We start from the raw sequence: 13,177 nt of genomic DNA, 5'->3' as shown, positions 1-13,177 counted from the left end.
GGTCTTTATTTTGTTTAAACAAAGTCGATATAAAAGAAAAGAAGGCGGGAAATGAGATGGAGTTTTGACTAAGCCTTTTAAAAATGAATAAAGCATGATTAAAATAAATAAGGCTGCCAGTGGCATGAGGTTTCCGCATATATTTTACTAAAAACAACATGTGCAAAATTCAAAAAATGTCTGTTAACAAGAAAGTAAACAAAAGGAGTTAATGATGGTCCAGTCAGTAAGTGAGATTAAAAAGGAACTAAAAAATATTCAAACAGAAAATCATCCGCAATTTCAGGAGTGGCTGAAAGATTCTCGAAAAGGAGTCCAGCAGGCAATTGCCCAATGGTACCGCCGACAAAATCAACGGGAGCAAGAACGATTAAACTATGAGAGAATGCTCACTTTTGAAAAGCAACTCATAGAGAAAGGAGTAACATATATTGCGGGAATCGATGAAGTGGGACGAGGACCACTCGCAGGGCCGGTTGTCGCAGCAGCAGTTGTGCTACCAGAAGATCTTGAGCTAGTAGGAATTAATGATTCTAAAAAAATCAGCAGAATGAAAAGAGACTATTTCTATGAAGAACTTATAGAAAAAGCAGACGTAGGTATCGGGATTGTTGAGGCTTCTGAAATTGATGAAATAAATATATACGAAGCCACAAAAAAAGCGATGAAAGTAGCGGTAGCAGGCCTTTCACGGGTCCCAGAGCATCTGTTGATCGATGCAATGACACTAAGCCTTCCCATTCCTCAGACATCTATTATTAAGGGGGATGCAACAAGTGTATCGATTGCAGCAGCGTCGATCGTAGCAAAAGTGACCAGAGACAGGTTAATGTGTGACTATGCTCTCGTTTATCCACAATACGGTTTTGAAAGAAATATGGGATATGGAACAGCAGAGCATTTGGAAGGTTTGAGTTCAAGCGGTCCCTGCGAGATTCACCGAAGGAGTTTTTCTCCAGTAAAGGAAATAGAATAACAGCAGAAAAAGTAAGGGGGGAAGGAAAGAGATGATTATCCAGCAAGCTGCTCTCGCGCAAGGTCTTCTCGGCAAGGAAAAAACAGCTCAGTTACGAGAAGGGGAGATGTTTCCCGCCAAAGTAGTAAAAATGTTACCGAATGGCATGGCTGAGCTATCGACTGGAACGACTACAATGGTTGCAAAGCTGGAAGTGCCGCTTCAATCAGGGGAAAGATATTGGTTCCGAGTAGCATCGAATAATGAAGGAATACACCTGCAAGTGATTACATCGCCAATGTCAGAAAATGAAAGTCTATCAAAAATGGCAAGGGATTTACTCATGCAGTTGTCTTTACCGATCACAAAAGAGAATAAAGCATTTGTCGAAATGGTGATGAGAGAGAAGATGCCGCTGACGAAAGAGTTGATTATGAAGGCGGGAGAATGGCTGGCGAAGGGACCGCTGTCTGATGGGTTGCAAGCAATCAAGATGATGACCGAGCATTCTCTCCCAATAACTAAAGCTATCTTCCAACCTTTGATGACAGCTTACTCTTCAATTTCTCTTGGTCAATTAACAGAAGATCTGGCTGCAAAGCTTCAGCAGATGAATCAGCCACCGACCTCGGCCGATGCATTAATAAAATTGTTAAAAGACTGGCAGACTCCTCTGGAGAAGCATACTGTCCAGAAAATTGCAGCCGCCATAATGGAAAAGCTGTTTTCACCTGAAAAGCTATCAGCCTCTAAGTCAGCAGCTATTGATTTAGTTAAATCATGGGGAGTTATTTCAGAGTCTGGAGACAGCGTCGATGATTCGCTCGTTCAAATCATGCGCCAATGGAAAAGAGAAACAAGCTCACCTGGGGCAACGAACCAGGCGGTCTTTGAAAATAAACCGCCTTCCATAAAGCAGGCGGTCAGCCAGTTTATCCAGCAACCAGCTGATAGGGAGTCTCTGCAGCGATTAGAGCAAGCATTGATTAACAATGCCAAAGCGGCGGGGAAGAGCGCTGTAGGGCCTTTAACAGCTGAAATTAAGTCATTAATAGAGGGACTAAAGACTACAGACCTAACCAATGAGCAAATAGCGGCTGTTTTTAAAACCGCTGCAAAAGTAAGTATCCAGCATAATGAGCCATCGGAAGCGATTCGCCAATTGGCTGCTCTCTTTAATAAAGAGGCAGAAGAGTTTGTTGGCCTTATAAAAAATGAAACAGCAAAAATTCATTCTTCGTCATTGGCAGCGCTATCCAGAAAGGAATTGTTGTTTCAACAAATTGCACTTGCGGTAGAGAATGATATGCAGCTTCATTTATCTGCCAAGGAAGCCCATTCATTGATCAAGGATACGTTCCGATGGTTAGGGATTGACCTGGAAGGAATGCTCGGAACAAGTTTGCCTGAAGAGGCTGAGCTTGAGAAAATGCTAAAGCCCCAGCTGTTGCGCCTTCTTAGTGAAAACCTGCCTGTTCATATTAAAGAATCTGCAGAACAATTGCTGGGACGGATGAATGTACAGCCCCTGCTGTCTGCTGAAAATGGGCCTATTCAGCAGCTGATTATGCAAGTGCCGATTAATCTGTTCGGTTTTCATACGGAGCTGACTTTACAATGGTCAGGAAAAAAGACGGAAGATGGTCAACTAGATTCCGATTATTGCCGAGTACTATTTTATTTAGAACTCGAACATATAAAAGAAACGGTAATAGATATGCAAGTACAAAATCGGATTATCCAATTGCAAATATTTAATGAAACGCCTGGTCTAAAGTCAACCGCAGCGGCTCTTCTTCCCTCACTGAAGGCAGGGATAGAAGAAAAAGGGTATCAGTTATCGAGCATTCAGTTCAAGCAGTCCGGGAAAAGCGAGCTGCCTCCGCTTGTTCAGGTAATGGAAACACAGCCTTATGAGGGAGTGGATATCCGCATATGAATAAAGAGACAAAAAGAAAACAGGCGGCCGCTCTCTCTTACCGCGCTGAAAAGAACCAGTCCCCTCTGTTAATTGCTAAAGGGAAGGGCAAAGTGGCCGAAAACATCCTTGAAAGAGCTAAAGAGCATAATATTCCTATCCAGGAAGACCCAAGCCTGGTCGAGCTGTTGGGGAAGTTAGAAATTAATGAAACCATCCCCGAAGAACTCTATCAAGCCGTAGCGGAAGTGTTTGCCTTCATTTACCGGCTTGACCAGCTAAAAAAATAATTTGAATGAGGTTTATCATTTGAGGGTAGGGTAATTGTGTAGAAGGGGCTGCGAAAGGACATCCATTTTTTCCATAAAAAGCGCTTACGAGTGTTGGAATAATCGCAAAAATCTATAAAAAAGCCGAACAATAACAAAATTAGGTCCAATATCTAGACAGAAATTCCGACTTTATATACAATGGAAACGCAGTCTACTTTTTTGAGATTGATAGGAGGATGAAGTATGAATATCCATGAGTATCAAGGCAAAGAAATCCTCAGAAATTACGGGGTAGCCGTTCCAAACGGTAAAGTTGCTTTTTCCGTTGAAGAAGCAGTTGAAGCAGCAAAACAACTTGGCACTGACGTTTGTGTCGTAAAAGCGCAAATTCACGCAGGCGGCCGCGGAAAAGCGGGCGGAGTTAAAGTTGCAAAAAATATTGATGAAGTGCGTACATATGCTGAAGAAATTTTAGGTAAAACGCTTGTCACTCATCAAACAGGTCCAGAAGGAAAAGAAGTCAAGCGTTTATTGATTGAAGAAGGCTGCGATATTCAAAAAGAATATTACGTTGGTCTTGTTCTAGATCGCGCTACGTCTCAAGTCGTATTAATGGCTTCTGAAGAAGGCGGAACAGAAATCGAAGAGGTAGCGGCAGCTACTCCAGAAAAGATTTTCAAGGAGTACATTGATCCAGTAACAGGCTTAATGCCTTACCAAGCTCGCCGTATCGCTTTCAACATCAATATTCCGGCAGAACTTGTGAACAAAGCAGTGAAGTTTATGATGGGTCTTTATACAGTATTTATTGAGAAAGACGCTTCTATTGCTGAGATTAACCCGCTTGTTGTAACAGGTGACGGTAATGTTATGGCGCTTGATGCGAAAATCAACTTTGATTCTAACGCATTGTACCGCCATAAAGATATTATGGAATACCGCGATTTAGAAGAAGAAGATCCAAAAGAAATCGAAGCTTCTAAATATGACTTAAGCTATATCTCTCTTGATGGCAACATTGGCTGTATGGTTAATGGGGCAGGCCTCGCTATGGCAACAATGGATATCATTAAGCATTACGGCGGCGATCCGGCTAACTTCCTTGATGTTGGGGGCGGCGCGACAGCTGAAAAAGTTACAGAAGCATTTAAAATTATTCTTTCCGACAAAAATGTTAAAGGTATTTTCGTTAACATTTTCGGCGGAATTATGAAATGTGACATCATTGCAACTGGTGTGGTAGAAGCTGCGAAACAAGTCGGCTTATCTGTGCCACTTGTTGTTCGTTTAGAAGGAACAAACGTTGATTTAGGTAAGAAAATCTTAAGTGAGTCTGATATTGACATTGTTGCGGCTGAGTCTATGGCTGATGGCGCACAAAAAATCGTTGAGCTTGTAAGCAAATAATCCCAGAGTTGACCAGAGAAAGGCAGGTATAGGCATGAGTGTATTTGTTAATAAAGACACAAAAGTAATCGTTCAAGGTATCACTGGTAAAACAGCTCTTTTCCATACAAAACAAATGTTGGAATACGGTACAAAAATCGTTGGTGGTACATCACCGGGTAAAGGTGGAACAGAGGTAGAAGGCGTACCGGTATTTAATACTGTTAGTGATGCAGTAAAAGCAACAGGTGCTAACGCTTCTGTTATTTATGTTCCTGCTCCATTCGCTGCAGATGCAATCGTAGAAGCAGTAGATGCAGAGCTTGATCTTGTTATCTGTATTACTGAACATATCCCAGTATTAGATATGGTAAAAGTAAAACGCTATATGCAAGGCAAGAAAACTCGCTTAGTTGGGCCAAACTGCCCGGGTGTTATTACACCTGATGAATGTAAAATTGGTATCATGCCTGGTTACATTCATACTAAAGGCCATGTCGGTGTTGTTTCCCGCTCCGGTACATTAACTTATGAAGCGGTACACCAATTGTCACAAGCTGGCATCGGCCAATCAACAGCTGTTGGTATTGGTGGAGACCCAGTAAACGGTACGGACTTTATTGACGTATTAAAAGCGTTTAACGAAGATCCAGAAACAAAAGCTGTTATTATGATCGGTGAAATCGGCGGAACAGCTGAAGAAGAAGCAGCTCAATGGGTAAAAGCAAACATGACAAAACCTGTTGTCGGCTTCATCGGCGGCCGTACTGCACCTCCAGGAAAACGCATGGGCCATGCCGGTGCCATCATTTCTGGCGGAAAAGGGACAGCTGATGAAAAAATCCGCGTAATGAACGAATGCGGAATTAAAGTAGCTGAAACTCCATCCGTTATGGGTGAAACTTTGATCGAAGTGATCAAAGAAAAAGGCATTTACGAAGAGTGCAAAACGCATTAATCTAGTTAAATAAACAACGAAGAGGCTGCTCCGAAAGCAATGCAAAAGGCATTTCGGACAGCCTTTTTCTTTACAAAGGAGGCAGTCAAACTGGACGTGCTAACGGAAAAAATCATCCACTTGCAACATTGTCATGGCATCGGCTGGAAAGCCATTTATTCACTTTTGAGGCAAGAAAATGACCTGAAGAATTTATATAACTATTCCCCTGTCTATCTCTCCCGCATACTTGCCATTTCACCTTCCCGCTCTGCGGCTGTTGTCGAACAGCTGAAGCATCAAAAGGACCGCCCTCTACTCAAAATGTACAAAGCTCAAGGGTTTCAATCGATCCCCATTTATAGTCCCTCCTATCCGCCCCTTCTAAAAACCTTGCCGCAACCTCCATGGATCCTCTATACAGCAGGAGATGTGTCTTTGCTTACGTGTGAGCGAAAAATAGCGATTGTTGGCGCGCGAACAGCCAATGAATATGGACGGAAGGCTGTACAACTGTTGGTGCCAGAACTCGTCGAATATGGTTGTATTATCGTCAGCGGACTGGCAAAAGGAGTGGACGCTTTTGCCCACGAGGCAGCTTTGGCTGAAGAGGGGGGAACGATCGCCGTTATTGCTGGCGGATTTCATCATATATATCCGAGAGAGAATTTGTCTTTAGCTCAAAAAATCATGAAATCCGGCCTGATTGTTTCTGAATACCCGCCAAACACCCCACCTAGAAAGTGGCATTTTCCTGCTAGAAACCGAATCATTAGTGGCTTATCTCTCGGTTCTGTTATAGTACAGGCGGGAAAGAAAAGCGGCTCTTTAATTACCGCTTACTGTGCTTTAGAGCAGGGGAGAGAGGTATTTTGTGTTCCGGGAAGGATTGATGAACCGTTGTCTGAAGGAACAAATGAGCTAATTAGTGAGGGAGCCAAAATAGTGCGGACAAGTGCAGATATTTTAGAGGAAATTATGTAAAAATCGATACAAATATGGAAGAAAAATCAATTAATTTTTCCGTCTTTGATAAAAAAAGGTTGCTTTTATTCGCAAACTGTATTAAATTTTGCAAAAGAATCAATGATTTTAATGATGAAAAAAATAACTTAATGAATAGAGAAAAACAAATAGAAAAACATAATTAAAATGCAATTGATTGACAATTGTCATCAAACCGGCTAATAATGTGTGTTACATCTATTTATTTTCACCTCTAGGGGGAGGTTTATGCATGTCAGAGTACTTAGTAATAGTCGAGTCCCCTGCAAAAGCGAAAACAATTGAACGTTACTTGGGGAAAAAATATAAAGTAAAAGCATCTATGGGCCATGTGCGCGATTTGCCTAAAAGTCAAATGGGTGTTGATATAGAAAATAATTATGAACCGAAATATATTACCATCCGTGGAAAGGGACCCGTGCTGAAAGAATTAAAGACAGCCGCCAAAAAAGCGAAAAAAATCTATCTGGCGGCTGACCCCGACAGAGAAGGGGAAGCGATTGCCTGGCATTTGGCTCATAGTCTTGACCTTGATACGTCATCGGATTGCCGGGTTGTGTTTAATGAAATTACAAAAGATGCCATTAAGGAATCATTCAAGCATCCAAGGCCGATTAATACGGATCTTGTGGATGCCCAACAAGCGCGCCGTATTTTGGACCGTCTAGTCGGTTACAATATTAGCCCGCTCCTTTGGAAGAAAGTTAAAAAAGGGCTGAGCGCAGGGCGCGTGCAATCAGTCGCTTTGCGACTGATTATCGATCGTGAAAAAGAGATCACTCAATTTACACCGGAAGAATATTGGACAATTGAAGCCCAGTTTTCAAAAGGAACAGATTCTTTTTCAGCCTCCTTTTATGGAAAGGGCGGGAAGAAAACGGCTTTGAAATCTGAAGAAGAAGTAAAAGCGGTTCTTTCAGCTATTAAAGGAAACAGCTTCGAGATTGCCAGTGTGACAAAAAAGGAACGCAGAAGAAATCCTGCACCGCCATTTACAACATCTTCTCTCCAGCAGGAAGCAGCCCGCAAGCTGAACTTTCGAGCAAAGAAGACGATGATGCTCGCTCAGCAGCTATACGAAGGAATCGATTTGGGCAAAGAAGGAACAGTCGGGTTAATTACGTACATGAGAACGGATTCAACGAGAGTCTCTGAGGTTGCTCAAAAAGAGGCGCATGAATTTATCGAGTCGATTCATGGCAAAGAATATACAAAAGAAGCTGAAGCCAAAGCGAGGAAAGAAAAGAAACCGTCAAATGCCCAGGATGCGCATGAAGCTATACGTCCAACAAGTGTATTCAAGGAACCGGGGATGCTAAAAGAATTTTTGTCGCGCGATCAGTTACGGCTATACAAATTGATATGGGAACGTTTCCTTGCCAGTCAAATGTCAGCAGCGGTGATAGATACGGTCAGCGCAGACCTTGTAAACGGCGAGGTGACATTTCGGGCTACCGGTTCGAAAGTGAAATTTCAAGGTTTCATGAAAGTGTATATAGAAGGATCAGATGATGGGCAAGAAGAGAAAGAAAAACAGTTGCCTAACTTGGAAAAAGGGAACAAAGTAATTTCCGAGACCATAGAGCCGAAACAGCACTTTACTCAACCGCCGCCTCGCTATACAGAAGCACGGCTTGTAAAAACGCTGGAAGAGCTGGGGATTGGTCGGCCGTCCACGTTTGCTCCTACGCTTGACACAATTCAAAAACGCGGCTATGTAGCTCTTGATAATAAGCGCTTTGTACCAACAGAATTAGGCGAAATTGTGCATGAGCTGATGATGGAATTCTTTTCAAATATTATTGATGTTGAATTTACAGCAAAGATGGAAAAAGACTTAGATAATATAGAAGACGGACAAGTAGAATGGGTCGAGGTAATCGATGAATTCTATCAGGGGTTTGAAAAACACTTAGTTAAAGCGGAAGAAGAAATGGAGAAAGTTGAAATTAAGGATGAACCTGCTGGCGAGGATTGTGAAAACTGTGGCAATCCGATGGTATTTAAAATGGGCCGTTATGGAAAGTTTATGGCTTGCAGCAACTTTCCTGATTGCCGGAATACAAAAGCGATTGTAAAGGAAATCGGCGTGAAATGTCCGAAGTGCAAGGAAGGAAATATAATAGAAAGAAAAAGTAAAAAACGCCGTATTTTTTATGGGTGCGATCGCTTTCCAGAATGTGACTTTTTATCATGGGATAAACCAATTGAGCGAAAGTGTCCAAAATGTGAACAGATGCTTGTTGAAAAGAAACTGAAAAAAGGCGTGCAAATTCAATGTACAGGCTGCGATTATAAGGAAGAAACACAGGTATAAAAGCGGGAATTTCCCGCTTTTTTGCTTGTTTTTGCACATAATACTTTTTTTATGGGAACGTCTGTTGTACAATGCTTTAGGGACATAGATGTACGTACCATTATTTATTCAGGAGGCAAAAAAACAATGGAACCAGTCGTGAATGTGATCGGAGCAGGGTTAGCCGGAAGCGAAGCAGCTTTTCAAATTGCTGAACGGGGCGTGAAAGTACATCTGTATGAAATGCGGCCCGTCAAACAAACACCGGCTCATCATACAGATAAATTCGCTGAGCTCGTTTGCAGCAATTCATTGCGGGCTAACGCACTCACCAATGCTGTCGGCGTGTTGAAAGAAGAAATGAGAGCTTTGCATTCCGTTATTATTTCTGCAGCAGACCATTGTTCTGTTCCAGCAGGAGGAGCCCTTGCCGTTGACCGCCATGAATTTGCCGGTCTAGTGACTGAACGGGTGAAAAATCATCCGAACGTTACGGTCTTTAATGAAGAGATGACAGACATCCCCGAGGGAATTACTGTCATTGCTACCGGACCGTTAACAAGCCAAGCCTTATCGCAAAAGTTGAAGGAACTAACGGGAGAAGATTATTTATACTTTTATGATGCTGCCGCTCCTATTATTGAGAAGGACAGCATAGATATGAGTAAAGCCTATTTAAAGTCCCGTTATGATAAAGGAGAAGCCGCTTATTTAAACTGTCCAATGACAGAAGAAGAATTTGACAGGTTTTATGAAGCGCTGATCTCTGCGGAAACCGTTCCCCTTAAGGAATTTGAAAAAGAGATTTTCTTTGAAGGCTGCATGCCAGTGGAAGTTCTAGCAAAGCGCGGAAAGAAAACGCTTCTGTTTGGACCGATGAAACCAGTCGGATTGGAAGATCCGCGCACAGGAAAAAGACCTCATGCGGTTGTGCAGCTGCGTCAAGATGATGCCGCCGGGACGCTCTATAACATTGTTGGTTTTCAAACGCATTTAAAATGGGGGCCTCAAAAAGAAGTCCTGCAATTAATCCCTGGACTGGAAAAGGCAGAGATTGTCCGATATGGAGTTATGCACCGTAATACGTTTATTAATTCGCCGAAAGTTTTGCAGCCGACTTATCAGTTCAAGGAACGGAGTAATTTATTCTTTGCCGGCCAAATGACGGGTGTGGAAGGATATGTAGAATCCGCAGCAAGCGGTTTGATTGCCGGGATCAATGCAGCGCGTCTAGCCCTTGGAAAAGATCCTGTGGCTGTACCGGCAGAAACAGCGATTGGTAGCATGGCTCATTATATTACTTCAACAAATGAAAAGAATTTTCAGCCAATGAATGCTAATTTTGGTTTGTTTCCTGACCTTCCGGTTAAAATAAGAAACAAGAAGGAAAGATACGAAGCCCATGCTCAGCGGGCATTAGAAACAATTCAAACTTTTGTGAAAAGTTTGTAAACTTCTTGCAAGGGCTGCTTGATTGTGATACTATTTAGTAGCCCTATGGGGGTGTTTAAATGTCTGAACCTTTTAATAAGTATTTACAATCGTTCATCGAGTTCTTGCGAGTCGAAAAACACTATTCAAATTACACGATACAATTTTATCGCTACGATATTGAAGAATTCTTTAAGTTCATTACTGAGCAAAGCATTAAGAACTTAGAAGATGTGGAATACTTGGATGCACGGTTGTATTTAACAACGCTGCACGATAAACAACTGTCCCGCTCTACTATTGCTAGAAGAGTTTCTAGCATGCGCAGTTTTTTTCGCTTCTTATCCAGAGAAAAGGTCATAACGGAAAATCCTTTTGCGCTCGTGCAGCAGTCAAAAGGGGCAAATAAGCTCCCCTCCTTTTTTTATGAAGAAGAGATGGAAGAGCTTTTTGCTGTGTGCGAAGGGGAAGAGCCTTTGAACCTCCGTAATAAAGCAATACTTGAGCTGCTCTATGCAACGGGTATCCGTGTGAGTGAATGTACAGGAATTGAAATGAAGCATATTGATTTTGATTTTTCCGTGTTACTTGTTAAAGGAAAAGGGAATAAAGAGAGATATGTGCCTTTCGGAACTTTTGCCCATGAAGCAATCGAGCGATACATAGCAACAGCGAGAAAGTTCTTAATGAAGTCTACAGACAACCACTCTTTTTTGTTTGTTAACCATCGTGGCAAACCGCTGACTTCAAGAGGCGTCCGTCACATTTTAACCACACTGATTGAGAAAGCGTCGTTAACAAGAAAAATTCATCCCCATATGCTGAGGCATACCTTTGCTACTCACTTGCTGAACAATGGGGCGGATTTGCGGACGGTTCAAGAACTGCTTGGGCATGATCATCTTTCTTCTACACAAGTATACACTCATGTGACAAAAGAACATTTAAGAAAGACGTATTTAACTCATCATCCCCGTGCGTAAGTAAAGGAGGAATCAGAATTTATGGATCAGTTTCATGCTACTACAATTTTTGCTGTTCAGCACAAAGGCGGGTGTGCAATGGCCGGAGACGGGCAAGTGACATTTGGAAATGCTGTTGTCATGAAACACACGGCCAGAAAAGTGCGCAAGCTGTTCAATGGAAAAGTACTTGCAGGCTTTGCTGGATCTGTCGCTGATGCTTTCACGTTGTTTGAGTTGTTTGAGAGTAGGCTGGAAGAGTATAACGGAAATCTGCAGCGTGCAGCAGTCGAGCTTGCGAAAGAATGGCGTTCTGATAAAGTGCTGCGCCGTTTAGAGGCCATGCTAATCGTAATGGACCGCTCGAATATTCTATTAATCTCCGGAACAGGAGAAGTCATTGAACCGGATGATGGCATTTTAGCTATTGGATCGGGGGGCAACTTCGCCTTAGCCGCAGGACGCGCTTTAAAAACTTATTCAGGCGATCATCTATCCGCGAGAGAAATTGCTAAAGCTGCTTTAGAAATCGCAGGAGAGATATGCGTCTATACGAATGACCAGATTATTTTGGAAGAACTTGAGTAAAGGAGTGAAGAGCTTGGAGAAGAAATCATTGCAGTTGACGCCGAGACAAATTGTAGAACGGCTTGACCAGTATATTGTCGGTCAGAAAGATGCTAAAAAAGCAGTAGCTGTTGCTTTACGTAATCGTTACCGACGCAGTTTGTTAAGTGATCAAATTCGGGATGAAGTCATTCCTAAAAATATATTGATGATCGGTCCGACAGGGGTTGGGAAAACGGAAATTGCCCGTCGTGTCGCAAAACTCTCGGGCGCACCCTTTATTAAAGTAGAGGCAACGAAATTTACAGAAGTAGGTTATGTCGGCCGGGATGTAGAATCTATGGTGCGCGATTTAGCTGAAACATCTGTAAGAATCATCAAAGAAGAAAAAATCCAATCTGTGCAAGAGCCGGCAAGAGAAGCAGCCAATCGGCGGCTCGTAGAATTGCTTGTTCCGACAAGAAAGAAAGCAGCCAGTATGAAGAATCCATTTGAAATGTTATTTGGCGGCAGTGGACAAGAGCAGGTGAGCCAGGAGGATTCTCATGAGGAGTCTTCTATTCGAGAGCGAAGAAAGTTGGTTGCAGATCAGCTTGCGCGCGGCGAAATGGAAGAGGAGATCGTTACAATCGAAGTGGAAGAGCAGCCGCCTTCCATGTTTGATATGTTTCAAGGGTCGGGCATGGAACAAATGGGTATGAGCATGCAGGATGCACTCGGTGGGCTTTTGCCGAAGAAAAAGAAGAAAAGGAAGTTATCGGTTAAAGAAGCACGAGAAGTATTGACCAATGAAGAAGCTCAAAAGCTAATTGATATGGATGATGTTACACAAGAGGCGATCAGACGGGCCGAGCAGACAGGTATTATCTTCATTGATGAAATTGATAAGATAGCAGCTAAAGGTGCAGCTTCTTCATCGGCCAGCGTGTCGAGAGAAGGCGTGCAACGTGACATCTTACCGATTGTAGAAGGTTCGACGGTTGTAACAAAATATGGTTCGGTAAAGACCGATCATGTTTTATTCATCGCAGCAGGCGCTTTTCATATGTCGAAACCATCCGATCTTATTCCGGAATTACAAGGGCGTTTTCCAATTCGCGTAGAACTTGGGAAACTGTCAGTGGAAGATTTTGTTCGCATTTTAGTGGAACCAGATAATGCTTTAATAAAACAATATATAGCTTTATTAGAAACGGAAGGTATAGAAATTGAATTTTCTGACGATGCTATAAAACGTATAGCAGAAATTGCCTTTGAAGTCAATCAAAGTACTGATAACATAGGTGCTCGCCGCCTTCATACCATCCTGGAAAAGCTATTGGAAGACCTATCATTTGAAGCGCCTGATATCACGATGGAGAAAATTACGATTACTCCGCAATATGTAAATGAGAAGTTGGAAGCTATTTCACGTGATAAAGATGTGAGTCAGTTTATCCTATAGAGTT

11 protein-coding genes are annotated in these 13,177 nt (G+C 42.4%); all 11 read left to right on the top strand.

Annotated features, from left to right (window positions below):
• The first annotated feature begins 211 nt into the window (after positions 1-211).
• The 11 genes from ACH0BF_RS08195 (at position 212) to hslU (ending at position 13,173) form a co-directional block, all read left to right on the top strand.
• Entirely contained in the window at positions 212-976 is a 765-nt protein-coding gene (locus ACH0BF_RS08195; RefSeq protein ID WP_340854705.1) for a ribonuclease HII, read from the top strand.
• Positions 977-1,007: 31 nt separating this feature from the next.
• Positions 1,008-2,894, top strand: a complete 1,887-nt coding sequence (locus ACH0BF_RS08190; RefSeq protein ID WP_406909257.1) for a hypothetical protein — start codon at positions 1,008-1,010, stop codon at positions 2,892-2,894.
• On the top strand, positions 2,891-3,163 hold the full coding sequence (locus ACH0BF_RS08185; RefSeq protein ID WP_340854702.1) for an EscU/YscU/HrcU family type III secretion system export apparatus switch protein: 273 nt from the start codon (positions 2,891-2,893) through the stop codon (positions 3,161-3,163). Before ACH0BF_RS08190 ends, ACH0BF_RS08185 begins: the two co-directional genes overlap by 4 nt.
• A gap of 225 nt (positions 3,164-3,388) precedes the next feature.
• A complete protein-coding gene (gene sucC / locus ACH0BF_RS08180; protein WP_120037208.1) occupies positions 3,389-4,552 on the top strand; it encodes an ADP-forming succinate--CoA ligase subunit beta in 1,164 nt (387 codons plus the stop codon).
• A gap of 34 nt (positions 4,553-4,586) precedes the next feature.
• The gene (sucD, locus tag ACH0BF_RS08175; protein ID WP_120037210.1) at positions 4,587-5,489 is read left to right on the top strand and encodes a succinate--CoA ligase subunit alpha; all 903 of its coding nucleotides are present in this window, start codon (positions 4,587-4,589) and stop codon (positions 5,487-5,489) included.
• A 39-nt stretch (positions 5,490-5,528) separates the two neighbouring features.
• Positions 5,529-6,452: a DNA-processing protein DprA gene (gene dprA, locus ACH0BF_RS08170; RefSeq protein WP_340854700.1), complete on the top strand. Its 924-nt coding sequence runs from the start codon at positions 5,529-5,531 to the stop codon at positions 6,450-6,452.
• Positions 6,453-6,705: 253 nt separating this feature from the next.
• Positions 6,706-8,790: a type I DNA topoisomerase gene (topA, locus tag ACH0BF_RS08165; RefSeq protein ID WP_120037214.1), complete on the top strand. Its 2,085-nt coding sequence runs from the start codon at positions 6,706-6,708 to the stop codon at positions 8,788-8,790.
• A 126-nt stretch (positions 8,791-8,916) separates the two neighbouring features.
• Positions 8,917-10,221, top strand: a complete 1,305-nt coding sequence (gene trmFO / locus ACH0BF_RS08160) for an FADH(2)-oxidizing methylenetetrahydrofolate--tRNA-(uracil(54)-C(5))-methyltransferase TrmFO (protein ID WP_120037216.1) — start codon at positions 8,917-8,919, stop codon at positions 10,219-10,221.
• Between the two features lie 59 nt (positions 10,222-10,280).
• Positions 10,281-11,183, top strand: coding sequence for a tyrosine recombinase XerC (gene xerC, locus ACH0BF_RS08155; RefSeq protein ID WP_120037218.1), 903 nt, complete (start codon positions 10,281-10,283; stop codon positions 11,181-11,183).
• Between the two features lie 21 nt (positions 11,184-11,204).
• The gene (gene hslV / locus ACH0BF_RS08150) at positions 11,205-11,750 is read left to right on the top strand and encodes an ATP-dependent protease subunit HslV (protein ID WP_120037220.1); all 546 of its coding nucleotides are present in this window, start codon (positions 11,205-11,207) and stop codon (positions 11,748-11,750) included.
• 13 nt (positions 11,751-11,763) lie between these two features.
• Positions 11,764-13,173, top strand: a complete 1,410-nt coding sequence (hslU, locus tag ACH0BF_RS08145; RefSeq protein ID WP_120037222.1) for an ATP-dependent protease ATPase subunit HslU — start codon at positions 11,764-11,766, stop codon at positions 13,171-13,173.
• Positions 13,174-13,177 lie beyond the last annotated feature (4 nt).

It is taken from the genome of Pseudobacillus sp. 179-B 2D1 NHS (assembly GCF_045370945.1).
Classification (GTDB): domain Bacteria; phylum Bacillota; class Bacilli; order Bacillales; family Domibacillaceae; genus Pseudobacillus.
The sequence above is the reverse complement of the archived record's forward strand: the minus strand, read 5'-3'. Positions and strand labels throughout refer to the sequence as shown.

Excerpts from the sequence above, each read along its gene's own strand:
- ACH0BF_RS08195 (WP_340854705.1), top strand. The coding sequence starts at position 212 with ATGATGGTCCAGTCAGTAAGTGAGATTAAAAAGGAACTAAAAAATATT.
- ACH0BF_RS08190 (WP_406909257.1), top strand. The coding sequence starts at position 1,008 with ATGATTATCCAGCAAGCTGCTCTCGCGCAAGGTCTTCTCGGCAAGGAA.
- ACH0BF_RS08185 (WP_340854702.1), top strand. The coding sequence starts at position 2,891 with ATGAATAAAGAGACAAAAAGAAAACAGGCGGCCGCTCTCTCTTACCGC.
- sucC (WP_120037208.1), top strand. The coding sequence starts at position 3,389 with ATGAATATCCATGAGTATCAAGGCAAAGAAATCCTCAGAAATTACGGG.
- sucD (WP_120037210.1), top strand. The coding sequence starts at position 4,587 with ATGAGTGTATTTGTTAATAAAGACACAAAAGTAATCGTTCAAGGTATC.
- dprA (WP_340854700.1), top strand. The coding sequence starts at position 5,529 with ATGCAAAAGGCATTTCGGACAGCCTTTTTCTTTACAAAGGAGGCAGTC.
- topA (WP_120037214.1), top strand. The coding sequence starts at position 6,706 with ATGTCAGAGTACTTAGTAATAGTCGAGTCCCCTGCAAAAGCGAAAACA.
- trmFO (WP_120037216.1), top strand. The coding sequence starts at position 8,917 with ATGGAACCAGTCGTGAATGTGATCGGAGCAGGGTTAGCCGGAAGCGAA.
- xerC (WP_120037218.1), top strand. The coding sequence starts at position 10,281 with ATGTCTGAACCTTTTAATAAGTATTTACAATCGTTCATCGAGTTCTTG.
- hslV (WP_120037220.1), top strand. The coding sequence starts at position 11,205 with ATGGATCAGTTTCATGCTACTACAATTTTTGCTGTTCAGCACAAAGGC.